The 24371-nt window shown below is 67.5% G+C and carries 27 protein-coding genes; 20 read left to right on the forward strand and 7 right to left on the reverse strand.

The window, feature by feature from the left end; translation table 11 throughout:
- Positions 1 to 98 precede the first annotated feature (98 nt).
- Both msrA and IEX88_RS02570 read left to right on the forward strand, forming a co-directional pair.
- Entirely contained in the window at positions 99 to 764 is a 666-nt protein-coding gene (msrA, locus tag IEX88_RS02565) for a peptide-methionine (S)-S-oxide reductase MsrA (RefSeq protein WP_188848975.1), read from the forward strand.
- Positions 765 to 943: 179 nt separating this feature from the next.
- Entirely contained in the window at positions 944 to 1939 is a 996-nt protein-coding gene (locus IEX88_RS02570) for a BMP family lipoprotein (protein ID WP_188848976.1), read from the forward strand.
- A gap of 525 nt (positions 1940 to 2464) precedes the next feature.
- Here IEX88_RS02570 and IEX88_RS02575 read toward each other — a convergent pair.
- On the reverse strand, positions 2465 to 2665 hold the full coding sequence (locus IEX88_RS02575) for a SlyX family protein (protein WP_188848977.1): 201 nt from the start codon (positions 2663 to 2665) through the stop codon (positions 2465 to 2467).
- Positions 2666 to 2847: 182 nt separating this feature from the next.
- Between IEX88_RS02575 and IEX88_RS02580 the strand changes: the two genes are divergently transcribed.
- The 8 genes from IEX88_RS02580 to deoA are packed head-to-tail and all read left to right on the forward strand — an operon-like array spanning position 2848 to position 10271.
- On the forward strand, positions 2848 to 4380 hold the full coding sequence (locus IEX88_RS02580; protein ID WP_188848978.1) for an ABC transporter ATP-binding protein: 1533 nt from the start codon (positions 2848 to 2850) through the stop codon (positions 4378 to 4380).
- Complete coding sequence (locus IEX88_RS02585) at positions 4377 to 4832, forward strand: VOC family protein (protein WP_188848979.1); 456 nt, start codon at positions 4377 to 4379, stop codon at positions 4830 to 4832. Before IEX88_RS02580 ends, IEX88_RS02585 begins: the two co-directional genes overlap by 4 nt.
- On the forward strand, positions 4829 to 5965 hold the full coding sequence (locus IEX88_RS02590; protein ID WP_188848980.1) for an ABC transporter permease: 1137 nt from the start codon (positions 4829 to 4831) through the stop codon (positions 5963 to 5965). The genes IEX88_RS02585 and IEX88_RS02590 overlap by 4 nt, the downstream gene beginning before the upstream one ends.
- The gene (locus IEX88_RS02595; RefSeq protein WP_188848981.1) at positions 5965 to 6933 is read left to right on the forward strand and encodes an ABC transporter permease; all 969 of its coding nucleotides are present in this window, start codon (positions 5965 to 5967) and stop codon (positions 6931 to 6933) included. The genes IEX88_RS02590 and IEX88_RS02595 overlap by 1 nt, the downstream gene beginning before the upstream one ends.
- Positions 6934 to 6975: 42 nt before the next feature.
- Complete coding sequence (locus IEX88_RS02600; protein ID WP_188848982.1) at positions 6976 to 7368, forward strand: cytidine deaminase; 393 nt, start codon at positions 6976 to 6978, stop codon at positions 7366 to 7368.
- Positions 7365 to 8159, forward strand: a complete 795-nt coding sequence (locus IEX88_RS02605; RefSeq protein WP_188848983.1) for a purine-nucleoside phosphorylase — start codon at positions 7365 to 7367, stop codon at positions 8157 to 8159. Before IEX88_RS02600 ends, IEX88_RS02605 begins: the two co-directional genes overlap by 4 nt.
- A gap of 40 nt (positions 8160 to 8199) precedes the next feature.
- Positions 8200 to 8961: a deoxyribose-phosphate aldolase gene (gene deoC, locus IEX88_RS02610; protein ID WP_188848984.1), complete on the forward strand. Its 762-nt coding sequence runs from the start codon at positions 8200 to 8202 to the stop codon at positions 8959 to 8961.
- The gene (deoA, locus tag IEX88_RS02615) at positions 8961 to 10271 is read left to right on the forward strand and encodes a thymidine phosphorylase (protein ID WP_188848985.1); all 1311 of its coding nucleotides are present in this window, start codon (positions 8961 to 8963) and stop codon (positions 10269 to 10271) included. The genes deoC and deoA overlap by 1 nt, the downstream gene beginning before the upstream one ends.
- A gap of 3 nt (positions 10272 to 10274) precedes the next feature.
- Here deoA and IEX88_RS02620 read toward each other — a convergent pair whose 3' ends face one another.
- From IEX88_RS02620 to IEX88_RS02645, 6 genes are all read right to left on the reverse strand, one after another.
- Positions 10275 to 10808, reverse strand: a complete 534-nt coding sequence (locus IEX88_RS02620; RefSeq protein ID WP_188848986.1) for a retropepsin-like aspartic protease family protein — start codon at positions 10806 to 10808, stop codon at positions 10275 to 10277.
- 140 nt (positions 10809 to 10948) lie between these two features.
- Positions 10949 to 11578, reverse strand: coding sequence for a uracil phosphoribosyltransferase (upp, locus tag IEX88_RS02625; protein ID WP_188848987.1), 630 nt, complete (start codon positions 11576 to 11578; stop codon positions 10949 to 10951).
- 159 nt (positions 11579 to 11737) lie between these two features.
- Positions 11738 to 12928: a phosphopentomutase gene (locus IEX88_RS02630; RefSeq protein WP_188848988.1), complete on the reverse strand. Its 1191-nt coding sequence runs from the start codon at positions 12926 to 12928 to the stop codon at positions 11738 to 11740.
- Positions 12929 to 13052: 124 nt separating this feature from the next.
- The gene (locus IEX88_RS02635) at positions 13053 to 13634 is read right to left on the reverse strand and encodes a TadE/TadG family type IV pilus assembly protein (protein WP_188848989.1); all 582 of its coding nucleotides are present in this window, start codon (positions 13632 to 13634) and stop codon (positions 13053 to 13055) included.
- Positions 13634 to 14203, reverse strand: a complete 570-nt coding sequence (locus IEX88_RS02640) for a TadE/TadG family type IV pilus assembly protein (protein ID WP_188848990.1) — start codon at positions 14201 to 14203, stop codon at positions 13634 to 13636. Before IEX88_RS02640 ends, IEX88_RS02635 begins: the two co-directional genes overlap by 1 nt.
- An 82-nt stretch (positions 14204 to 14285) precedes the next feature.
- Entirely contained in the window at positions 14286 to 14735 is a 450-nt protein-coding gene (locus tag IEX88_RS02645) for a pilus assembly protein N-terminal domain-containing protein (RefSeq protein ID WP_188848991.1), read from the reverse strand.
- A 246-nt stretch (positions 14736 to 14981) separates the two neighbouring features.
- On the opposite strand from IEX88_RS02645, the gene IEX88_RS02650 reads away from it, so the two are divergent.
- From IEX88_RS02650 to IEX88_RS02695, 10 genes are all read left to right on the forward strand, one after another.
- Positions 14982 to 15155 (forward strand): Flp family type IVb pilin, encoded by a 174-nt coding sequence (locus tag IEX88_RS02650; protein ID WP_188848992.1) that lies wholly within the window; start codon positions 14982 to 14984, stop codon positions 15153 to 15155.
- Between the two features lie 72 nt (positions 15156 to 15227).
- Complete coding sequence (locus IEX88_RS02655; RefSeq protein WP_188848993.1) at positions 15228 to 15737, forward strand: A24 family peptidase; 510 nt, start codon at positions 15228 to 15230, stop codon at positions 15735 to 15737.
- An 88-nt stretch (positions 15738 to 15825) separates the two neighbouring features.
- Positions 15826 to 15999 (forward strand): Flp family type IVb pilin, encoded by a 174-nt coding sequence (locus tag IEX88_RS02660; protein ID WP_188848994.1) that lies wholly within the window; start codon positions 15826 to 15828, stop codon positions 15997 to 15999.
- 279 nt (positions 16000 to 16278) lie between these two features.
- A complete protein-coding gene (gene cpaB, locus IEX88_RS02665; protein WP_188848995.1) occupies positions 16279 to 17094 on the forward strand; it encodes a Flp pilus assembly protein CpaB in 816 nt (271 codons plus the stop codon).
- An 8-nt stretch (positions 17095 to 17102) separates the two neighbouring features.
- Complete coding sequence (locus IEX88_RS02670; RefSeq protein ID WP_188848996.1) at positions 17103 to 18725, forward strand: type II and III secretion system protein family protein; 1623 nt, start codon at positions 17103 to 17105, stop codon at positions 18723 to 18725.
- Positions 18726 to 18745: 20 nt separating this feature from the next.
- Positions 18746 to 19471 carry a CpaD family pilus assembly protein gene (locus IEX88_RS02675; RefSeq protein ID WP_244639773.1) on the forward strand — a complete coding sequence of 242 codons (726 nt, stop codon included), beginning with the start codon at positions 18746 to 18748 and terminating at the stop codon, positions 19469 to 19471.
- 14 nt (positions 19472 to 19485) lie between these two features.
- Positions 19486 to 20757: a CpaE/TadZ family protein gene (locus tag IEX88_RS02680; RefSeq protein ID WP_188848998.1), complete on the forward strand. Its 1272-nt coding sequence runs from the start codon at positions 19486 to 19488 to the stop codon at positions 20755 to 20757.
- Positions 20758 to 20830: 73 nt separating this feature from the next.
- On the forward strand, positions 20831 to 22270 hold the full coding sequence (locus IEX88_RS02685) for a TadA family conjugal transfer-associated ATPase (RefSeq protein WP_188848999.1): 1440 nt from the start codon (positions 20831 to 20833) through the stop codon (positions 22268 to 22270).
- A 10-nt stretch (positions 22271 to 22280) separates the two neighbouring features.
- Complete coding sequence (locus tag IEX88_RS02690) at positions 22281 to 23288, forward strand: type II secretion system F family protein (protein ID WP_188849000.1); 1008 nt, start codon at positions 22281 to 22283, stop codon at positions 23286 to 23288.
- Between the two features lie 66 nt (positions 23289 to 23354).
- The gene (locus IEX88_RS02695) at positions 23355 to 24347 is read left to right on the forward strand and encodes a type II secretion system F family protein (protein ID WP_188849001.1); all 993 of its coding nucleotides are present in this window, start codon (positions 23355 to 23357) and stop codon (positions 24345 to 24347) included.
- Positions 24348 to 24371: the final 24 nt, after the last annotated feature.

Genomic DNA, 24371 nt, shown 5'->3' on the forward strand with positions numbered 1-24371 from the left:
GCCCCGCCCGCCCGGGGCGGGCGCCTTCGGGAAACTCTGTGCATGCGGCGGGATGGCGATAGGGTCCGGTCGCCGTGCCGGTTCGACAGGAGACGCCGATGTATATTCTGGACATGTTCAACCGCAAGATGAAGCTGCCGGCGGCCGGCGAGGCCCTGCCGGGGCGCGCCGAGCCGATCGCGACCGCGGCCGCGCATGCGGTCAGCGGCGTGCCGCTGATCGGCCCGTTTCCGGCAGGGACCGAGACGGCGGTTTTCGGCCTCGGCGGCTTCTGGGCGGCCGAGCGCCTGTTCTGGCCGCTGCCGGGCGTCGTCGCCACCGCCGTCGGCTTTGCCGGCGGGGCGACGCCGAATCCGACCTATCAGGAGGTCTGCACCGGCCAGACCGGCCATGCCGAGGCCGTGCGCGTCGTCTTCGACCCCGCGCGCATCGTCTTTGCGGCTTTGGTGAAGACCTTCTTCGAAAGCCATGATCCGACGCAGGGCATGCGCCAGGGCAGCGCCATGGGCACGCAGTATCGCTCTCTTCTCTTTGTCGCGAACGACGCCCAGCGCGCCGTCGCCGATGCCGCCAGAGCCTCCTACCAGGAAGCGCTGGCGGCGGCCGGCCACGGCGGCACGATCACCACCGAGATCCTCGACCGGGGCGAATTCTACCTTGCCGAGGCCGAGCACCAGCAATATCTCGCGCGCAATCCGCAGGCCCAGCGCGCGGCGGAGGGCACCGGCGTCCCCTGTCCGCTCGCCGGCGAGATCCCTGTCTGAGGCCAAAGGCGGCAGGCGGGCCGGCGCGGCCGCAATCTGTGCAAGCGTGGAAATTCTTGATGCGGTTTCAGGCCGGCCGTGCCAGTCTTCGAGGCGTGTGGCCGGCTTTCGGCCGATGATCCCGCGGCGCCGCTGTCCTGCCTGCGCCGCCCCGTCCGACGACCGAGGAGCCGAGACCGATGAAAGCCTTTGCGACGACCCTTCTGGCCGCGACCCTGTTGACCGGCCTTGCCGCTGCCGCCGCCGAGATCAGCCCGGCGGTCGTCTACGACCTCGGCGGCAAGTTCGACAAGTCGTTCAACGAAAGCGCCTATAACGGCGCCGAGCGCTTCAAGCAGGAGACCGGCGCGGAATATCGCGACTTCGAGATCCAGAACGATTCGCAGCGCGAGCAGGCGCTGCGCCGCTTCGCCCAGCGCGGCGCCTCGCCGATCGTCGGCGTCGGCTTCAGCCAGGCGGAAGCGATCAAGAAGGTCGCCACGGAATTCCCGGAGACGAAATTCGTCATCATCGACGCCGTCGTCGACCTGCCGGACGTGCGCTCGGTCCTCTTCTCGGCCGAGGAGGGCTCCTATCTCGTCGGCGTGCTGGCGGCGATGAAGTCCGAGAGCGGCACGGTCGGCTTCGTCGGCGGCATGGACATCCCGCTGATCCGCACCTTCGCCTGCGGCTATGCCGGCGGCGTCAAGTCGGTGAAACCGGACGCCAAGGTCGTGGAGAACATGACCGGCACGACGGGCGCCGCCTGGAACGATCCCGTCCGCGGCGGCGAGCTCGCCAAGGCGCAGATCGACCAGGGCGCGGACGTGATCTTCCACGCCGCCGGCGGCACTGGCATCGGCGTCCTTCAGGCCGCCGCGGACGCCGGAAAATTCGGCATCGGCGTCGATTCCAACCAGAATGCGCTGCATCCCGGCCATGTCCTGACCTCGATGGTCAAGCGCGTCGACAACGCCGTCTTCCAGGCCTTCGACGACGCCGCCAAGGACAAGTTCACCGCCGGCGCGACAACGCTGGGCCTTGCCGAAGACGGCGTCGGCTACTCCCTCGACAAGGACAACGAGGCGCTGATCACGCCGGAGATGAAGGCGGCGGTCGAGAAGGCCAAGGCCGACATCGTCGCCGGCACGGTCAAGGTGCACGACTACAGCGCCGACAGCGCCTGCCCGTATTGAGTTGAAGGCGAAGCGCGACGCCGGCGCCGCTTCTTCTCCCTGACGGGGAGAAGGTCGCGGCAGCGGGATGAGGGGCGGCGAAGCCGGCTTGCGGGTGAGGAAAAGCTCTTCCCGGGTCTTTTCCGGAGAGGGTGCTCGCCTTCGGTGCCCCTCATCGCCCTGCCGGGCACTTCTCCCCGGTGGGGAGAAGAAGCACTTTGCCGAGTCGCCCGCTCTTCATCGTCATCGCGCGAGGACACAGCTTTCGGCCTTCAGGCGCAGTATGCGGCGGCGAAGGTCGGGAGCGGCGGTGACGCTGTTTCTTCTCCCCGACGGGGAGAAGGTCGCGGCAGCGGGATGAGGGCGGCGAAGCCGGCTTGCGGGTGAGGAAGAGCTCTTCCTGAAGAGCGCGTTTCCGGAGAGGGTGCTCGCCTTCGGCGCCCCTCATCGCCCTGCCGGGCACTTCTCCCCGGTGGGGAGACGAAGCGCGTTACCGTGTCGGGCTTTCTTCACCGTCGTCGCGCGGGAATGCTGCGCTCGTCGGGCTCAGTAATGCGGCGGCTTCGTCACCTCCGGCGCCGATCCGTCGCCGGCGGCCTCCGCCCGGTCGAGCATCTGGCGCACCGCCTTCTGCAGGCGGTCGATCGCCAGCCATTGCTCGCGCACCATGTCGGAGAGCTCCTCGATGCTGCGGCCCTGGTGGGCGATCGTGCTTTCCAGCTGGTCGATGCGGTGGGCGTTGTTCATGGCAGGTCTCCCTCGCTCGTCGGTCGCGCGAGCAAACGTGCCGGACCGGCGAAAGGGCAGCTGAGACCATGAAGCACTGCGTCTTGTCGAGGGGCGATTGCCATCCCTCCTCTGCCAGGGCACTGGTCATCCCGCCGCCGGCTGACTAAGCTCTGCCCGGTCGGACAGCGTCGAGAGTTCATATGCCAGCCATCGAGCTGATCGGGATCTGCAAGAGTTTTGGCGCCGTCCGGGCGAACCACGAGATCTCCCTGACGGTCGAGAAGGGCACGATCCACGGCATCGTCGGCGAGAACGGCGCCGGCAAGTCGACGCTGATGTCGATTCTCTACGGCTTCTACCAGGCCGATTCCGGCGAGATCCGTGTCGATGGCAAGAAGGTCGAGATCGCCGATACGAACGCCGCGATCGCCGCCGGCATTGGCATGGTCCACCAGCATTTCATGCTGGTCGACAATTTCACCGTGGTCGAGAACGTCATGCTGGGCGCCGAGCAGTCGGGCTTCCTGTCGTCCGGCATCGCCCGCGTGCGCAAGGAGCTGAAGCGGCTGGAAGCAGAGCACGGGCTCGACGTCGACCCCGATGCCATCGTCGACGAGCTGCCGGTCGGCCTGCAGCAGCGGGTCGAGATCCTGAAAAGCCTCTACCGCCGCGCCGATATCCTGATCCTCGACGAGCCGACGGGCGTGCTCACCCCGGCCGAAGCCGACCAGCTCTTCGCCGTGCTGCGGCAGCTGCGCGACGAGGGGCGAACCATCATCCTCATCACCCACAAGCTGCGCGAGATCATGGCCGTCACCGACACGGTCTCGGTCATGCGCCGCGGCGAGATCGTGGCGACGCGCCCGACCGCCGAGACGAATGTCGCCGAGCTCGCCGAGCTGATGGTCGGCCGCCGCGTTCTGCTCTCGGTCGATCGGCCGAAGGCCTCGCCCCGCGAGGTCCGGCTCGCCGTGCGCGACCTCACCGTGCGCGACGGGCGCGGCGTGGCGATGACGAAAAACGTCTCCTTCGAGGTGCGGGCCGGGGAGATCGTCGGCATTGCGGGCGTTGCCGGCAACGGCCAGTCGGAGCTCCTGGAAGCCATCGCCGGCATCCGCCGCGCCGAGAGCGGCCGCATCGACGTCGCCGGCCATCGGCTCGACCCGTCGAGCGGCGAGGGCGATCCTGCCTTCATGCGCCGCATCGGCCTTGGCCACGTGCCGGAGGACCGTCACCACATGGGCCTCGTCCTGCCCTTCGAGGAGTGCGAGAACGCCATGCTCGGCTACCAGGGGGATGCGCGCTACGGCCGCTCCGGCCTGCTCGACATCGGCAGCATGCGCCGCGCGGCGCGGCGCGAGATCGAGGCCTACGACATCCGCCCGCCCGACTGCCGGCTGAAGACGGCGAATTTTTCCGGCGGCAATCAGCAGAAGATCGTGCTCGCGCGGGAGATGGAGCGCGACCCCGCCGTGCTCCTGATCGGCCAGCCGACGCGCGGCGTCGACGTTGGCGCGATCGAGTTCATCCACCGCCGCATCGTCGCCATGCGCGACGCGGGAAAGGCGATCCTGCTCGTCTCCGTGGAGCTCGACGAGATCCGCGCTCTGTCGGACCGCATCCTGGTCATGTTCGACGGCCGCATCGTCGGCGAGCGGCAAAGCGGTGCCGACGAGGCCGAGCTCGGCCTTTTGATGGCGGGTGTCGAAGGGCACGCGAAGGAGGTGGCATGAAGGACGCGCGGATCTGCCTGGTGACGCTGGCCGTCGACGATCTCGAACGCGCCGCTGCCTTCTATGTCGCGCTCGGCTGGGTGCGCACGGCTGCCGGCAATGCCAGCGTCGTCTTCCTGCAGGGAGAGCGGATGGTGCTGTCGCTGTTCGGCCGCAAGGATCTGGCCAAGGACGTCGGCGTCTCGCTCGAGGGCAACGCGCCCTATCCGAGCATTGCGCTGGCGATCAACATGGCGAGCGAAAAGGCCGTCGACCGGCTGTACGATCAGGCGCTGGACGCTGGCGGGCGCGCGATCAAGCCGCCGGAGCCGGCCTTCTGGGGCGGCTATTCCGGCTATTTCGCCGATCCCGACGGCCATCTCTGGGAACTGGCCTACAACCCCTTCTTCCGGCTGACCAAACGCGGCCATCTCGACCTCCTGCGCAATGCCTCCGAGGACGGCGCGGCATGAGTCGCCCCTATGCGAAACTGCCGCCGCTCGTCGACTACGGGCTGATCCCGCTGCTCAACGTCGCCCTGGCCTTCGCCGTGGCGGGCATCGTCGTCGCCATCGTCGGGGAATCGCCCTGGGAGGCCGCGACGCTGATGCTGCGCGGCGCCTTCGGCTATGGCGAGGGGATCGGTTTCACCCTCTACTACACCACCAATTTCATCCTCACGGGGCTGGCCGTCGCGGTTGCCTTCCACGCGGGCCTCTTCAACATCGGCGGCGAGGGTCAGGCCTATCTCGGCGGCCTCGGCGTCGCCCTCGTCGCGCTGTCGCTCGGCGATGTCGCGCCCTGGTGGGTGACGCTGCCGGTGGCGATCGTCTCGGCCGCCGCCTTCGGCGCGCTCTGGGCTTTTCTGCCGGCGATCCTGCAGGCGCGGCGCGGCGCCCACATCGTCATCACCACCATCATGTTCAATTTCATCGCCGCCAGCCTGATGAACTATCTGCTCGTCGGGCCGCTGAAGCTCGCCGGCTCGATGCAGCCGGCGACGCGGACCTTTTCCGAGGGCGGGCAGGCGCCCAAACTCGGGGCCCTGTTCGAGGCGCTCGGCCTCGACCTCGGCGGCGCGCCGCTGAACGTCGTCTTCTTCGTCGCCCTGCTGGCCGCGCTTGGCGTCTGGGTGCTGATCTGGCGCACCCGGCTCGGCTACGAGTTGCGCACGCTCGGCCACGCACCGCAAGCGGCGCGCTATGCCGGCATGAACGAGGTCCGGCTGATCGTCCTCGCCATGGCGATCTCCGGGGGCTTGGCCGGCATGATGGCGCTGAACCCTGTCATGGGCGACCAGGCCCGGCTGCAGATCGACTTTCCCGAGGGCGCCGGCTTCGTCGGCATCGCCGTGGCGCTCATGGGGCGCGGCCATCCCGCCGGCATCATCCCCGCCGCCCTCCTGTTCGGCGTGCTCTACCAGGGCGGGGCGGAACTCGCCTTCGACATGCCGGCCATCTCGCGCGACATGATCGTCATCATCCAGGGCCTGGTGATCCTGTTCGCCGGGGCGATGGAGAACATGATCCGGCCGGGCGTCGGCGCCTTCTACCACCGCATCGCGCTGCGGCCCGCCGCGGTGCCGGCCACCGGGGAGACGCCGTGATGGATCTCGGCATGGCCATCAACATCGCCGATTCCGCCATCCGGCTGTCGACGCCGCTGCTGTTTGCCGCGCTCGCCGGCCTCTATTCCGAGCGCGCCGGCATCTTCGACATCGGCCTCGAGGGCAAGATGCTGATCTCGGCCTTCTTCTCTGCCGTCGGCGCCAGCCTCACCGGCTCCGCCGTCCTCGGCCTCGGCTGCGGCATTCTCGCCGCCGTCTTCTTCTCCCTGGTGCATGGGCTGGCCTCGATCACCTATCGCGGCAACCAGATCGTCTCGGGCGTCGCGCTGAATTTCGTCGCCGCCGGCCTCACCGTGCTGCTCGGGCAGAACTGGTACGGCCAGGGCGGCCGCACCCCTTCGCTCAGCGGCTCCGAGCGCTTCGGCGACTGGGACCTGCCCGGCGCCGAGGCCGTCGGCGGCATCCCCGTTCTCGGGCCGATCCTCACCGACCTCGTCTCCGGCCAGAACGTGCTCGTCTACGTCGCCTTCCTGATGGTGCCGGTGACCTGGTTCGTGCTCTTCCGCACCCGCTTCGGCCTGAGGATGCGCGCCGTCGGCGAGAACCCGGCGGCGGTCGACACCGCCGGCATCTCGGTCGCCTGGCTGCGCTACCGCGCGGTGATCATCTGCGGCGTCCTCACCGGCTTTGCCGGCACCTATCTGGCGCTGGCGCAATCGGCCGGCTTCAACCGCGACATGAGCGCCGGCAAGGGCTATATCGCGCTCGCCGCGCTGATCTTCGCCAAATGGCGGCCGGTGCCGCTGATGGGCGCGTGCCTCCTCTTCGGCTTCCTCGACGCCGTGTCGATCCGGATCCAGGGCGTCCAGCTGCCGTTCGTCGGCACGGTCTCGGTGCAGTTCGTCCAGGCGCTGCCCTATATCCTGACCGTGGTGCTGCTCGCCGGATTCGTCGGCAAGGCGGTGCCGCCGAAGGCCGGCGGCGTGCCGTACGTGAAAGAACGATGATCGTGCGCGTTGACGCAAGGCGCGCTGGCAAGGACACTCGACATGGCTGACGATCTTTTCGCGCTGGCGCGCTCGGCGATGCGCAAGGCGCACGCGCCCTATTCGAAATTCCCGGTCGGTGCGGCGATCCGCACCCATGACGGGCGCATCTATGCCGGCTGCAATGTGGAAGTGGTGAGCTTTCCCGAGGGCTGGTGCGCCGAGACGACAGCCATCGGCCACATGGTGATGGACGGCGGCGGGCGCATCGCCGAGGTCGCGGTGCTGGCCGAGAAGCTGGCGCTGTGCACGCCCTGCGGCGGCTGCCGCCAGCGCATCGCCGAGTTCGGCTCGCCCGAGACGAAGGTGCATCTCTGCGACGAGACCGGCGTGCGCGAGACGCTGCGCCTCGGCGACCTGTTTCCGCGCGGCTTCTTTGCGGAAGGCCTGGGATGAGCGTCGATCTGAATGTTCTGAAGGACCAGCTCGATGGGCGCACGGCCCGCATCGCGCTGATCCTCGGCTCCGGTCTCGGCGGGCTCGCGGGCGACGTCGACGAGGCCCTTCGCATCCCCTATGCCGAAATCCCCGGTTTCCCCCAAAGCGGCGTCAGCGGTCATTCCGGCGAACTCGTCTGGGGCAAGCTCGCCGGCGTGCCGGTGATCCTCCTCTCCGGCCGGATCCACTATTACGAACAGGGCGACGCCGCGGCGATGCGGCCGGCGCTGGAAGCGCTGAGAGCGCTGGGCGTGGAAATCCTCGTCCTCACCAATGCGGCCGGGTCGACGCGGGAAGACCTCCCGCCGGGCTCGGTCATGCTGATCGACGACCACATCAACTATTCCGGCCTGAACCCCCTGATCGGCGAGCCGTCCGACGCGCGCTTCACCGGCATGACCGAGGCCTACGATGCCGGGCTGCGCGCCCACATGCGCGCGGCGGCTGAGGCGGAAGGCGTGACCCTGCCGGGCGGCGTCTACATGTGGTTCTCCGGCCCGTCCTTCGAGACGCCGGCCGAGGTGCGCATGGCGCGGCTGCTCGGCGCCGATGCCTTGGGCATGTCGACCGTGCCGGAGACGATCCTGGCGCGTTTTCTCGGCCTCAAGGTGGTGGCGGCCTCGGTGGTGACGAATTACGGTGCCGGAATGACCGGGGCCGAACTCTCCCATGCCGAGACGAAGGATGTCGCGCCGCAAGGCGGGGCGATCCTCGCCCGCATCCTGAAGGCGGCGCTGCCCCGCTTCTGAGCCGCTACGGCGGCTGTGCGAACGTATCGAAGGACCTGACATGACCGACACAAGAGAGGCCGAGGCCGCGCGCGCTTTGATCGCCAGCCTCGATCTCACCGATCTCAACGAGACCTGCACCGAAGCCGATGTCGCCGCCCTCTGCGCGCGCGCCGCAACGCCCGAGGGCGCCGTCGCGGCGATCTGCATCTGGCCGCGCTTCGTCGCCGGCGCGCGGGCCGGACTCGCGCCCGGCATCCGCATCGCCACGGTGGTCAATTTTCCGCTGGGCTCGGACGATCCCGCGCAGACCGCCCGCGACGCGGCCGCCGCGCTGGCCGACGGCGCGGACGAGATCGACATGGTGATCGATTATCAGAGGCTCGCCGCCGATCCCGAATACGTAGAGCGCCAGGTGCGAACGGTGAAGGCGGCCTGCGGCGGGGCGGTTTTGAAAGCCATTCTGGAGACGGGCGAGCTGATGGAGCCGGACCTGATCGCGAAAGCCGCGCGCGCCGCGCTGGCCGGCGGTGCGGATTTCCTGAAAACCTCGACCGGCAAGACCGCGAGGCATGCGAGCCTCGAGGCGGCGAAGATCATGCTGGCGGCGATCGCCGCCGCCGGCGGCCGCGCCGGCTTCAAGGCCTCGGGCGGGATCAAGACGTTTGAGGACGCCCGTGCCTATCACGACCTCGCCGAGGCGCTCTGCGGCGCGGGCTGGGCGACGCCCCGGCATTTCCGCATCGGCGCCTCGGGCGTTCTCGCCGACCTCCTGGCGGTCGCCGCCGGCACGCCCCGCTCGGGCGCGAAGGGAGCCTACTGATGCTGCCGCAGGAATTCATCCGCGCCAAGCGCGACGGCGGTACGCTGGCGCCTGAGGACATCAAGGCTTTCATCGCCGGTTTCGAAGGCGAGCGCGTCACCGAGGGGCAGGTCGCCGCCTTCGCCATGGCGGTGTTCTTCAACGGCATGCAGCCTTCCGAGACCGTGGCGCTGACCGAGGCGATGCGCGATTCCGGCGACACGCTCGACTGGTCCGGTTCGGGCCGGCCGATCCTCGACAAGCACTCGACCGGCGGCGTCGGCGACAATGTCTCGCTGATGCTGGCGCCGATCGTCGCCGCCTGCGGCGGCGCGGTGCCGATGATCTCCGGCCGCGGCCTCGGCCACACCGGCGGCACGCTCGACAAGATGGAATCGATCCCCGGCTATTCCGTCACGCCCGACAATGCGCTGTTCCGCAAGACGGTGGCCGAGGTCGGCTGCGCCGTGATCGGCCAGACCGGGCGCCTCGCCCCCGCCGATGCACGCTTCTACGGCATCCGCGACGTGACGGCGACGGTGGAATCGATCCCGCTGATCACCGCCTCGATCCTGTCGAAGAAGCTCGCCGCCGGCCTCGGCGGCCTGGTGCTCGACGTCAAGGCCGGCTCCGGCGCGTTCATGGCGAGGGAGGAGGATGCGCGGGCGCTCGCGGCCAGCCTCGTCGCCGTCGCCAACGGCGCGGGCCTGAAGACCACGGCGCTGCTCACCGGCATGGACGAGCCGCTGGCCTCGGACGCCGGCAATGCGGTCGAGGTGCGCAATGCCGTCGACTTCCTGACCGGCACGCGGCAGGACGCGCGGCTTCTCGAGGTCACCGTAGCGCTCGCCGCCGAGATGCTGGCGCTGGGCGGGCTCGCCGCCGATAGCGCCGACGGGCTCGCAAAGGCGCGCGCCGCCCTCGACGACGGCCGCGCGGCGGAGATCTTTGGCCGCATGGTCGCGGCCCTCGGCGGCCCCATCGATTTCGTCGCGCGCATGGATCACTACCTGCCCGCGGCGCCGATAGTGCGGCCGGTGGCCGCGGCGCAGGCGGGCTTCGTCACCGCCATCGACACCCGCCGCATCGGCCTCGCCGTCGTCGCGCTCGGCGGCGGGCGGACGCGGCCGCAGGATCCGGTCGACCATGCCGTCGGCCTGACCGGCCTTGCCGGTCTCGGCCAGAATGTGGCGCCGGGCGAGCCGCTCTGCTTCGTCCATGCCCGGTCGGACACCGCGGCTGAGGCCGCGGCGGAGATGGTGCGCGGCGCCTACGCTGTCGGCGAGAGGGCAGGGGAGCGCCGGCCGGCAGTGATCGACCGTTTCGGTTGATGCCTATTCGACCAGGTTCAGCCGCCCCTCTTCGACGCCAAAACGCTTCAGCTTCTTCAAAAAGCTCATGCCGAGGAGGGTGGTCGGCATGACGTCGCCCCGCGTGATGAGCGCCTCGACGTCGCGCACCTCGACCCGCCCGATGGTCACGCGGTCGAGCGTGGCGACCGCCACGTCGGTCTCGCCATTGGCCGTCTGCGCCTTGTAGCGATAGGCGTCGGCGCGGATCTGCAGGCCGAGCCGGCGCGCCGTCGTCTCGTTCATCGAGACATAGGTCGCGCCGGTGTCGACGAGGACCGCCACCGGCCGCCCGTTCAGCCGTGCCTCCGTCCGAAAATGCCCGTCCTCGCCCGCCGTGAGCTGCGCCACGCGTCCGGCATAGGTCGGCGTCGACGCCGCCTGCACCGCGGGCGCGGGCACCACCGTCTCGACGGCCTGTTCCTGCGCCTGGCGCTGCCGGTATTCCTCGAAGGCCGAGGGAAAGGCGAAGGCGAGGAGCGAGGCGCCGCCGGCGAGGATCAGAAACTTCTGGATCAAGGATCGTCCCTCCCCTTCACCGCCCGGGCCGGGCGGATCGATACGAGGGGAGAGCCTGGCACGAAGGCGTTAATGCTGGCGCTGGGGCGGAGGGGCGCGCCCGGCAAAGATGGCCGGGAGGGTGAATGCGGGGTTAACCGCTATTTCGTCCCGTACATGCGGTCGCCGGCGTCGCCGAGGCCCGGCACGATGTAGCCCTGCTCGTTCAAATGGCTGTCGATCGAGGCGGTGAAGATCGGGATGTCCGGATGAGCGGCGCGGAAACGCTCGATGCCCTCGGGCGCTGCGAGCAGGCACAGGAAGCGGATGTTCGAGGCGCCGCGCTTTTTCAGCTGGTCCATTGCGGCGATCGCCGAATTGCCGGTCGCCAGCATCGGGTCGACGACGATCACCAGCCGGTTGGCGAGATCCTCCGGCGCCTTGAAATAGTACTCGACCGGCATCAGCGTCTCGTGGTCGCGGTAGACGCCGATATGGGCGACCCGGGCGGCGGGAACGAGATCGAGCATGCCCTCGAGGAGACCGTTGCCGGCTCGGAGGATCGAGGCGAAGACCAGCTTCTTGCCTTCCAGGATGGGCGAATCCATTTCCACCAGCGGCGTCTCGATGCGCATGGTGGTCAGGTCGAGATGGCGCGTCACCTCGTAGCAGAGGAGCGTCGAGATCTCCCGGAGCAGCCGGCGAAAACTCGCGGTCGAGGTCTCCTTGTTGCGCATGATGGTGAGCTTGTGCTGGACCAGCGGGTGGTCGATGACGGTGACGCCGTCCATGCGCGGACCTTTCCTTCGTGATTTTTCAAAACCCTAAGGCCTGACGTCCGGCCCGCCAAGCCGGGCGGCGCCCTCAAGGCCGCGAGACGGCCGCGATCCCCGGATTTAGTCGCACCAGGACGCCGGGAAGCGCCACCATGGCGCGAATGGGCTGCCGCGTCAGAGAAAGCTCGTCCCGTGCTTGCCCTGGGGCAGGCCGAGATGGGCGGCGACGCTCTCGCCGATGTCGGCAAAAGTCTTGCGGTGGCCGATGCCGCGGCCGGCAATCCCGGGTCCAAAGCCGAGCACCGGTACGTTCTCGCGGGTGTGGTCGGTACCGGGCCAGGTCGGGTCGCAGCCGTGGTCGGCGGTGATGAGAGCGAGATCTCCCGGCTGCAGGGCGGCGAAGAATTCGGGCAGGCGACGGTCGAAGGCCTCGAGCGCCGCGGCGTAGCCGGCGACGTCGCGGCGGTGGCCGAAAGCCGAATCGAAGTCGACGAAATTAGCGAAGACGAGATCGCCGTCGCCGGCGTCCCGGATCGCCCCGAGCATGGCATCGAACAGCGCCATGTTGCCGTCGCCCTTGCGCACCTCGGAAATCCCCTGATGGGCGAAGATGTCGCCAATCTTGCCGATGGCGATGACCTTTCGCCCGGCCGCGACGGCGCGGTCGAGGAGCGTCGCTTCCGGCGGTAGGACGGAATAGTCGCGCCGGTTGGCGGTGCGCCGGAAGGACTCGGCGCTCTCGCCGAGAAAAGGCCGGGCGATGACGCGGCCGATGTTCAGGGGGTCGACATGTTTTCGCGCGACCCCGCAGAGCGCGAAGAGCCGCTCCAGCCCGAAATGCGTCTCGTGCGCGGCGATCTGCAGCACGCTGTCGCCGGAGGTGTAGAAGATCGGCTTGCCCGAGCGGATGCTTTCCTCGCCGAGCTCCGCGATGATCTCGGTGCCCGAGGCGTGGCGGTCGCCGAGAATGCCGGGAATGCCGCTATCGTCCATGATCTCGGCGATCAGGCTGGCGGGAAAGGTCGGAATCTCCGTGGGAAAATAGCCCCAGTCGAAGGTGACGGGCACGCCAGCGATCTCCCAGTGGCCGGACGGCGTGTCCTTGCCGCGCGAGACCTCGCCGGCCGAGCCCCAGAGGCCTTCGGGCTGTTCCGGAGCGCTGGCGGTGCCGGCGGCCCGGCCGAGACCGAGTGCCTCGAGATGCGGCAGCGCAAGCGGGCCGCGGCGGCCGATATCGGCCTGGCCCGCTGCGCAGGCCGCGGCGATGTGGCCGAAGGTATCGGCGCCCGCATCGCCGAAAGCTTCGGCGTCGACGGCGCCGCCGATGCCGAAGGAGTCCATGACGATCAGAATGGCGCGGCGCATGCTCGGTCCTCTGTCCCGCACGGATCCCGTCGCGCGCGCGGCCGGCGACGGCCCGGCTCTCCCGGCAGGTGCGCCGGACGGGGCGGCGTGTGCGCCATGGCAGATGGGGCGCGACGCGGCGTTTTCAAAGCTCGATGGTCTCGCAGCCTCCCGAGGGCGAGGCGACATTGCTGCCGATGCGCGGGTCCAGATAGCTCGTCCCGCCCATCTCGATCTCTCCGATCATCCCGTAGGTGGTCAGCGGCGAATAGGGAAAGCGCGTCTCGGACACCAGGATATAGCGGTTGCGCAGGGCAGCGAACTGCGTCGGCAGGGTGAAGCCGGCGCCGGCAGCGAGCTTTGCCATCCCCGTGGTCGGGCACGACCAGTCCACCTTGGACACGCCGTTGCTGTCGATGAACACCGAGGTTACCCGGATCTTCAGACCGCTGGCGCTGTAGGGCGCCATCAGCGAGGCCGAGATCTGGTAGATGCCCTGCAGGTCGCCCGCGCCCAGGCTCTGGGCCTGGGTGACGAGATCGTTGATCGTGCTGGCCGTGTGCTCGACCTTGCGGTTGATCGTCACCGCCATCGAGACCTCCGTTCCGCCCAGATACAGGGCGAACAGGAAGGGCGCGATCAGGGCGAACTCCACCGCGCCGATACCGGAGCGGCAGCGCAGGAAGTCGGTCAGGCGGGCGGGGAGGTGGCGGGCGGGGATGGCCATCAGTACGGCTCCGTCCGGAAGGCGGCCATGGAATACAGGAGGTGCGAGCCGTCTGCCATGTCGGACAGATAGGCCCGCATCAGGTCGGTGTGGATCGGCCACTTGTAGTACACGCGCAGCGCGTTGATCGTCTCGGGTCCGCCGAGCTGGTAGCCGAAGCCGGCGGTGTCGATGTCGCCATTTTGGACCGGGGTCGGCTGGTCCAGGTTGCCGAAGTCCGGATAGACCCTGATGTCGATATGCAGCTTGCTGCAGTCGAGCAGGAAATCGACACCTTGGCAGATGTCGGCGCGAAAATCCTCGGCCGTCATGTTCGCTTTCTGCAACTCGCCCGTCCGGACGCTGCGCGCGACGCGATCGACGGACTGGTCGAGCGTCAGTTCGGCGAGAAAGACCAGCGAGGTCTCGACGATGGCAAAGATGGTCAGGAAGAAGGGCAGCGCCAGAAACGCGAATTCGACCGCGACCGAGCCACGGCGATCGCCGGCGAGGCGGAAGGACCGGGCACGTCGGGCCCCGCCGGTCGAGCGCTCACCGTTCTCCGGAAGCGTGCAGTCGAAGCGAGCCATGTCGCCGATCCTCCGCGTCGATGCGTCGACCGCCGAGAATGCAGGGTAATCCTTGACAATTGGTTGCGCGGCGGTCGCGCCGCTATTGGCTGCCGCCGGCCGAGATGGTCTGGCGGGTGTTGAACTGTTCGGCGGCGGCCGAGAAGGCGGCCTGCGTGTCGCCGATCGTCACCATCGGCTCGCAGTTGGGAAGGCAGGCGAGCGTGGTGCGTTCCGCCTGGCGGTAGATCCGGACCGTGCCCTTCTCGAAGGAGCGCACGGCGACCTCCTCGTCGATGATTGAGCCGCCGTCGCTGTCGAGGACGACGATATTGGTGATGCCGTAGGAGCGTCCGGTCAGGACCAGCGTATGGGAATCATGCACGGTGATGTCGACGATCGAGGGATTGCCGATGATGACGCTGGCCGCCGGCCGATCGATCTTCAGGATGCGGGCATGGTCCACCGACACCTGCAGGCGCTCGCTGGCCATCGCCGGCACGGAGGTCGCAGCGACAAGGATCGTGGCGACGAGGGCGTGGTGTCTGAACATCGGTGGATGATCCATCCTGCGAACTGACCGCAAGGCTAACGGCATTCTGGTAAACGAAGCCTTAAGGCCGGTTGGGCGTTTCACCAATCGTTCACTGCATTCGTGGAGTCGCGGGATGCGAACATTTTAACGGTATTTCTTAAGCGGGGCGAAACGGGGATTGGCTATGTTTTGGCCATCCGATCGACGGGGATTGCGTCGTCGGGATGTTCTCTCCGCCCCCTGTATCCCACCAAGGAGTTCTCCATGACCAAGACCCTCAAGCGCTTCATCAACAACGAGTCTGGCGCGACCGCGATCGAATACGGCCTGATTGCCGGCATTATGGCGACCGTTTTGATCGGCGCGTTCACGCTGCTCGGCGGAAGCATCACGAGCGCCTTTACCGACATCGGCACGTCGATGCAGGTCACCCAGTAAATCAAGCATTTACTCCCCTCCGACGGCGCTCGCCGCCGGAGGGGACAAGTCGAACCGCTGCTGGGTCCGTCCATGATCGCCGCCGTCATCTTCGTCGTCTTTCCCTTTGCGATGGCCTATGCGGCGTTCTCCGATCTCGTGTCGATGACGATCGCCAACAGGGTGTCGATCATTCTTTTGGCTGCCTTCGTCGTGCTGGCTCTGGTGGTCGGCATGCCGCTGTCTTCGATCGGCCTGCATCTCGGCGTAGGCCTGGCAACACTCGTCGTCGCCTTCGGCTGCTTTGCGGCCGGGTGGATGGGGGGCGGGGATGCCAAGCTGCTGGCGGCCACGGCCGTATGGTTCGGTCCGACGCAGCTCTTTCTGGATTATCTGGTCCTTGGAGCCGTCTTCGGCGGGGTTCTGACGCTGGCGATCCTCCTGGCGCGGGCCAAATTCGTCCCGGTGACAGGCGTCGACTTCGTCGACCATCTCCTTGAACGAAAAACCGGCATTCCCTACGGTATCGGTCTCGGCGCCGCCGGCCTGACCGTCTACACGTCAAGTGACTGGGTTTCCCTCGCGGTTCACGGTCTCGTCTGAGATCACCCTCTCTGCGCCAAAGCCCGCTCTGCCCTCGCCGATCCGGCTCACGAGCCGCGTCCGCACGCTCGCATGGGAAGTGAAGACGATGGTGCCGCTCCTCAGAAGATTCCGGGACAGTCGATCGGGTGCAACCGCGATCGAGTATGGCGTGATCGCCAGTCTCATTGGGACCGCCCTCATCGCTGCCCTGACCCTTTTGTCCCCCGACATCATCGCCCTGTTCGATGGCATCGGTTCGGCATTCACCCCCGTCAGGTGACCCCGGCGGGGATGCCTCCGTGGAGACTTGGGGTCTTCCGGACGCGTCCCGTTTCGGCTGACACCGATGTTGACCTGGCCAGCGACGCGCGGCTGATCCGCCACCTGGGACATCCTTCCGCCCGAAGCGCTGCGAAAATTCGGGGCGATGTCGATCAACCTTAATGGAATGCAACTATTTCTGAGCCCGGGTAGGGCTTCGTTAACCATGCATTGACGTTTTATCGCTCATAAAGCTTCAAGCCGGCCTGCGATCGCGGGCATAGTTTGAGGGTTGGAGATGAAGATAGCGCGTCTGGCCGTTCTCGGCGTCGCAGTCCTGGCCGCCGGCGGCGCCGGCTTCCTGGCTCTGATGCTGTCGGCCCAGAAGCCGGTCGAGCCCGTGATCATCACCGCCTCGCCCGCCGAACCCCCGATCAAGCTCACCGAAGTGCTCGTCACCGCCAAGGATATCGGCATGGGCATGTCGGTCGACGACGCCCTGTCCTGGCAGAAATGGCCGGAGGACGGCGTCAGCGAAACCCTCATCCTGAAGACCGCGCGACCCGGCGCGATCGAGGAACTGAAGGGGTCGATCGCCCGCCAGTCTTTCTTCGCCGGCGAGCCCGTGCGCGAGACGAAGCTCATCAAGACCGATCGCGGCTTCATGTCGGCGATCCTGCCCGCCGGCAAGCGGGCGCTCGCCATCCAGATCTCGGCCGAGACCTCGGCCGGCGGCTTCATTCTTCCCAACGACCATGTCGACGTCATCATGACCCGGCGGCGGGCCAATGGCGAACAGACGGGCGACTTCGACACCGAGACCATCCTGCGCAATCTCCGGGTCCTGGCCATCGACCAGACGATCGAGGAGCAGAACGGCACCAAGGTCGTGGTCGGTTCGACCGCCACGCTCGAGGTCGATCCGACCCAGGCCGAGGCCCTGACCGCGGCGCAGCCGATGGCCGAGCGTCTGGTCCTGGCGCTTCGCTCGCTGGAGGATTCGGTGCCCGGCTCGCCCGGTTACGCCGCCTTTCTCCTCGCCGGCGAAAACTCTCCCACCAAGATCCGCATCGTCCGCTACGGCAAGACGAGCGACATCACGACCAAGAAGTGACGCGCGCCATGGCGATCAAGCTCCCTTCGCATGAGGTTCGTTCACGGCCGGCCGCGCGCCCGATCCTGGCGTCCCTTCTCGCTTTGACGACGGCGCTGGCGCCGCTGCTGGCGGCCACGCCTGCCGAGGCCGCCTCCTCCTCCATCGTCGCCGTGAACCGGGTGCACCAGTCGATCAGCCTCGGCCTCGACAAGTCCAAGGTGATCGACCTGCCGGTCGATGCCCACGACATCCTCGTCGCCAATCCGGCCGTCGCCGACGCGGTGACGCGCACCGCGCGGCGCATCTACATCTTCGGCAAGCAGGTCGGCCAGACCAACATCTTCGTCTTCGATGCCCGCGGCCGCGAGATCGCCGTGCTCGACCTGCGCATCGAACGCGACATTGCCGGTCTCGAAGGCTCGATCCGCAAATACATCAAGGACGCCGACGTCCAGGTCGAGATCCTCAACGACAACATCGTCCTCACCGGCACGGTGCAGACGCCGCAGGACGCTTCGCGCGCGGTGCAGCTGGCCAACATCTACCTGACCGGCGGCGAGGCGACGACCGGCGCCTACATCCAGACCGCCACCAGCGGCTCCGGCCCGCAGGGCGGCGACGTCAGCCAGGCGCAGGAAGACCGGCGCCAGAGCCAGATCGTCAACCTCCTGCAGATCCAGGGTGAAGACCAGGTGATGCTGAAGGTGACGGTCGCCGAAGTGCAGCGCTCGGTGATCAAGCAGCTGGGTTTCAACGGAACGAGCAACGCGGTCATCGACGGCATCAGCGTCGGTGCGCTCGGCGACAATCCCTTTGCCCTGGGCAAGGCGGCCTCGGCCTCGGCCATCGGGCTTTCCGGCCTCATCGGCAATGGCAGCATCGACGCCCAGCTCAACGCCATGGAGCAGGCCGGCGTGATGAAGACGCTCGCCGAGCCGAGCCTGACGGCGATCTCCGGCGAAAGCGCCAGCTTCAAGGTCGGTGGCGAGTTCACGGCGCCGGACGGACAGCAGTATACGCCCGGCGAGCCCGCGAGGCAGGAGTTCAAGGGCTTTGATGGAAGCGGCCAGGCCATCTACGAGACCATTCCGGCGACGCCGAGCTCGCGACAGATCGAGAGCAAGACGATCGACTACGGCATCGGGCTGGACTTCACGCCGGTCGTTCTCTCGCCGGGGCGTATCAGCCTGAAGGTGCGAACGGCGGTATCCGAGCCGACCTTTGAGTCGCCCTTCCACATGGCCGGCGGCAGGGATGGCGGCGTCGGCTCGGTGGGCATCCGCAAGCGCCTCGCCGACACCACGGTCGAGCTGCCCTCCGGCGGCTCCATGGTCATCGCGGGCCTGGTGCGCGACGAGACCCGGCAGGTCATCTCCGGCTATCCCGGCATTTCCAAAATCCCGATTCTCGGCACGCTGTTCCGCAGCCGCGATTTCCAGCGCTACGAGACCGAGCTTGTCATCATCGTCACGCCCTATCTGGTGCGTCCGGTCGCCCGCAAGGCGCTGGCCCGGCCGGACGACGGGCTGAATTTTTCCGCCGACGGCGCCGCCAACTTCCTCGGCCGGGTCAACCGCGTCTACGGCGCCATGGACACCGATCTTCCGCCCGGCCGGTACCACGGCGTCGTCGGATACATCTACAAATGAGCGCTTCGAGGAGAGATCCCGTGTCCCGCCTTTCCCCTCAGAGCCCCGCGCCGCGCCTCGACCGCGGACCCGTGAAGGGCGCCGCGCTGGCGCTCGTCGCCGCGCTGTCGCTCCTCGGCGGCTGCGCCGACCGCCACTCGATCGAGGTCGGCGCGATCCCGGACGACTACCGGACCCGGCACCCGATCACCGTCGGCGAGGCGGAAGAGGTGCTGGAGATCCCGATCGTCTCCTCCGAAGTTCGCTTGCCGCCGGCCTCGCGCGACCGCATCACCACCTTCGCCGACCGTTTCCAGCGCTCTGGCTCGGCGGCCATCCGCGTGCTGTTGCCGTCCGGCTCCGACAATGCTGCCGCCGCCGAACTCGCCTCGCGCGACGTCGTCGCGGCCCTGCGCAAGGCGGGCATCCGGTCAGACCGGATTCTCGTCCAGCCCTATCGGACCGCCGGCTTCGACGGACCGGCGCCCATCCGCCTGTCCTTCGCCACGCTGACCGCCAAGACCGAGGCCTGCGGACGCTGGCCGGCGGATCTCGGCGACACGCACGAGAACAAGAACTATTTCAATTTCGGCTGCGCCAGCCAGCAGAACCTCGCCGCGCAGATCGCCGACCCGCGCGACCTGCTCGGCCCGCGCGGCATCGATCCGATCGATGCCGAACGCCGCACCACCATGCTCGGCGACTACCGCCAGGGCAACACGACGGCCTCGCAGGCGCCCATCACCGAATCAACGTACGACTGGTAGTCGGGGACACGACGATGAGCAGACTGACCAGCGAAGCGGCAGACGGAGCGACGAGCTTTGCCGGCGAACAAACGTCGGCGATGGACGCGATCCGGCCCGTGCCGCGGATCTCCATCCAGGCCTTCTGCGAGACCGAAAGCGTCGCCAAGCCGATCGAACGGGCCGCCGAGGACCGCCGCATGGCCAAGGCGCATGTGCGCGTCCACATGGGCGGCGTGCGCGCCGCGACGGAACACTATGCCGGCGCCCCGACGCCCAATCTGGTCATCCTCGAATCCAAGGCCGCACCGGGCGAACTCGTCGGCGAGCTGGACGGCCTCGCCGAGGTCTGCGATCCCGGCTCGAAGGTCGTCGTCATCGGTCACTACAACGACGTCGCGCTCTACCGCGAACTGATCGGACGCGGCATCTCGGAATATCTCGTCGCCCCGATCGCCATGTCGGACCTGATGGCGGTGATCGGCCGGCTGTACGTGGCCGATGACGCGCCGCCGATCGGTCGCACCTTCGCCTTTGTCGGGGCCAAGGGTGGCGTCGGCTCCTCGACGCTGGCCCACAACGTCGCCTGGTCGATCTCGCAGCTGTTTTCCAGCGACGTGGTGCTCGCCGATCTCGACCTGCCCTTCGGCACGGCCAACATCAATTTCGACCAGGACCCCGCGCAGGGGATCGCCGAGGCGGTGTTCTCGGCGGACCGGCTGGACGATGTCTTTCTCGACCGGCTGCTGTCGAAATGCGCCGACCATCTGTCGCTTCTCGCCGCCCCGTCCATTCTCGACCGCACCTACGACTTCGATGTCGATGCCTTCACCGCCCTGATCGAGATCGCCCAGCGTTCGACGCCGGTCGTGGCGCTGGACGTGCCGCATGGCTGGAGCGACTGGACCCGAAGTGTCCTGTCGCGGGCCGACGAGATCGTCATCTGCGCCACGCCCGATCTGGCCAATCTGCGCAACGCCAAGAACCTCGTCGATACGCTGACCCGTTCCCGGCCGAACGACAAGCCGCCGCATCTGGTCCTGAACCAGTTGAACATTCCCAAGCGTCCCGAGATCAGTCCGGAGGAGTTTGCCGAACCCCTCGGCCTCGAGCCCATCGCCCTGATCGGCTTCGACCCCGGCGCCTTCGGAACGGCGGCCAACAACGGCCGCATGATCGCCGAGACCGACGTCAAGCACCCGGCGATCGAGGCCTTCCAGCACATCGCCCACGTCCTCACCGGCCGCGGCGAGGCGAAGAGAGCCAAACGGTCGAACGGCCTGTTTGCCCGGCTGAAGCGCAAATGACACCGGCGCGTCGCCGCTGGGCCCGGCGCCGCGGGCAGAATGCGACGTTCGAATGAACTAGAGAAAGTTGGCAATGTTCGGAAAGCGCGCAAACGAACGGGAGGTTCAGACCAAGGTGGTCGAGCGCCCGAAGCCGACGATCGCTCCCCCGGTCGTCGCCCGCCCTTCGGCGGCCGAAACGCGTGCCCCGGTCGTCGAGCCTCCGCCGCCCCCGCCGCCGCGCGAGCGCGCCGCATCCTACTACGACACCAAGACCCAGGTCTTCGCCGCCCTGATCGACACCATCGACCTGTCGCAGCTCGCCCGCCTCGATGCCGAGAGCGCGCGCGAGGAAATTCGCGACATCGTCAACGACATCATCTCGATCAAGAACTTCGCCATGACCATCGCCGAGCAGGAGGACCTGCTCGGCGACATCTGCAACGACGTGCTCGGCTACGGCCCGCTCGAGCCCCTCTTGTCGCGCGACGACATCGCCGACATCATGGTCAACGGCCCCTTCCGGACCTTTATCGAGGTCGCCGGCAAGGTGATCGAGACCAATGTCCGGTTTCGCGACAACCAGCAGCTGCTCAACATCTGCCAACGGATCGTCAGCCAGGTCGGGCGACGGGTCGACGAGTCGTCGCCGATCTGCGACGCGCGCCTGCCGGACGGCAGCCGCGTCAACGTCATCGCGCCGCCGCTGGCGATCGACGGTGCGGTCCTGACCATCCGAAAGTTCAAGAAGGACAAGCTGACCCTCGACCAGCTGGTGAAGTTCGGCGCGATCTCGCCGGAAGGCGCGACGATCCTGCAGATCATCGGCCGGGTCCGCTGCAACGTCATCATTTCCGGCGGTACCGGCTCGGGCAAGACGACGCTCCTCAACTGCCTGACGCGCTACATCGACGAGGACGAGCGCATCATCACCTGCGAGGACACGGCCGAACTGCAGCTGCAGCAGCCGCATGTCGTGCGCCTGGAAACCCGCCCGCCCAACATCGAGGGTGAAGGCGAGATCACCATGCGCGACCTCGTCAAGAACTGCCTGCGCATGCGGCCCGAACGCATCATCGTCGGCGAAGTGCGCGGACCCGAGGTCTTCGATCTCCTGCAGGCGATGAACACCGGCCATGACGGCTCGATGGGCACGATCCACTCCAACAGCCCGCGCGAGTGCCTGAACCGCATGGAATCGATGATCGCCATGGGCGGCTTCACCCTGCCGGCCCGGACGGTGAAGGAGATCATCGTCGGTTCGGTCGACGTGATCGTCCAGGCGGCACGCCTGCGCGACGGCTCGCGCCGCATCACCCACATCACCGAGGTGGTCGGCATGGAGGGCGACGTCATCACCACCCAGGACCTCTTCGTCTACGACATCCAGGGCGAGGACGCCGGCGGCAAGCTGATCGGCAAGCACCGCTCCACCGGCATCGGCCGCCCGGCCTTCTGGGACCGCGCGCGCTACTACAACGAGGAGCAGCGGCTGGCGCAGGCGCTGGATATGTCCGAAGCCAAGAATCTGTGAGGCGGCACCGATGTCGATCCTGACGCTCGCTTTGTTCGTTCTGCTCACCACCGTGGCGGCGTCGGCCGTCGCCTATGCCTTTCTGCAGCCGCGCATCGCCGCGGAAAGGAATGCCGAGGCACGGCTCAGCCAGTACAAGAAGGCGGAGACCGACAGCACGTCCAAGCGGGTCGCCCGCGACCGGGTGCAGGAGATCGCCAAGCGCCGCAAGACGATCCAGAACTCGCTGCAGGAGATCGAGGACAAGCAGAAGGAGCGCTCCAAGCAGAATGCCAAGCCGAGCCTGCATCGCCGCCTGGAACAGGCCGGACTGTCGATCACGGAAAAACAGTTCGTGTGGGCGAGCGTCGGCTCGGGCGTGGTGCTGGGGCTGCTCGCTCTGCTTCTGCAGCCCTCGCTGATCGTGACTTTGAGCATGGCCGTGGTCGGCGGCGTCGGCGTGCCGCGCTGGACGCTCAACCACCTGCGCAGCCGGCGTCAGAAGAACTTCATCGCCGAATTTCCCAATGCGGTCGATCTGATCGTGCGGGGCGTGAAGTCCGGCCTGCCGCTGAACGACACCTTCCGCATGATCGCCAGCGAGGCGGCCGAACCGGTGCGAACGGAATTCCAGAAGATCGTCGAGGCCCAGCAGATGGGCATGACCGTTTCCGACTCCGTCGAGCGGCTCTACCAGAGCGTTCCCCTGGCGGAGACCAACTTCTTCGCCATCGTCATCATGATCCAGAGCCAGGCGGGCGGCAATCTGTCCGAGGCCCTCGGCAATCTCTCCCGCGTGTTGCGCGACCGCAAGAGGATGAAGGCCAAGATCCAGGCCATGTCGATGGAAGCGAAGGCCTCGGGCGGCATCATCGGCTCGCTGCCGTTCATCGTCGGCCTTCTCGTCTACCTGACGACCCCGGACTACATCAGCATCCTCTTCACCAACACGACCGGCAACATCATCCTCGTCGCCGCCGCGATCTGGATGTCGATCGGCATCTTCGTGATGAAGCAGATGATCAACTTCGATTTCTAGCGACCAGGGCCGAAGCGCGACCGGCCGCCGGCCGCGGAGAAGCACCGCCCCACCATCGGAACCGCCATGGACACCATCCTCGCCGTCATCGGCCTGACCAGTTCGCAGGCCCTCGGCATCTTCGTCGCGGTGGCGGTCTTCACCACGCTGATGACCGTGGCGATGCCGCTCCTGTCGGGCAATAACCTGAAGACGCGCATGAGGGCGGTGGCGCTGGAGCGCGAGGAGGTGCGCGCGCGCGAGCGGGCGCGCCTGTCGATCGAGAAGGAACGCGGTCGCAAGGGCACCGTCCGGCAGGCGGAGAGTTCGGGTCTTGCCGCCGCCGTCGTCGAAAAATTTAATCTCCGCAAGGCGCTGGTCGACGACAACACGGTCAGCAAGCTGCGCATCGCCGGTTTTCGCGGCCAGCGGCCGCTGACGCTGTTCCTGTTTGCGCGTGTGACGCTGCCGCTGGTGATGCTGGCGCTGGCGGTCACCTACATCTTCGGCATCGGTCTTCTGGCCGACAGACCGGTCATGCTGCGGGTCTGCGTCTGCCTGATCGTCGCCTATATCGGCTTCTACCTGCCCAATATCTACATTTCCAACAAGGCGACGAACCGCAAGCAGTCGATCACGCGGGCCTGGCCCGACGCCCTCGACCTTCTCCTGATCTGCGTGGAATCCGGCCTGTCGATCGAAGGGGCCTTCCGCCGGGTGTCGGACGAAATCGGCATCCAGTCGGTGCCGCTGGCCGAGGAGCTGGTGCTCGTCTGCGCCGAGCTCTCCTATCTCACCGACCGCAAGACGGCCTATCAGAACCTGGCGCTGCGCACCGGGATCGAGGACGTCCGGGCCGTGTCGACGGCGCTGATCCAGGCCGAGAAATACGGCACGCCGGTCGGCCAGGCGCTGCGCACCCTGTCGCAGGAGAGCCGCGACATGCGCATGAACGCGGCGGAGAAGAAGGCGGCGGCGCTGCCGCCGAAGCTGACCGTGCCGATGATCGTGTTCTTCCTGCCGGTGCTGTTTGCGGTGATCATCGGCCCGGCCATAATCCAGGTGATGGCGGCGACGTGACGTCGCCGGCGGACCGGGAGGGCC

Origin of the sequence: Aureimonas glaciei, from assembly GCF_014643375.1 — a bacterium.
GTDB lineage: Bacteria > Pseudomonadota > Alphaproteobacteria > Rhizobiales > Rhizobiaceae > Plantimonas > Plantimonas glaciei.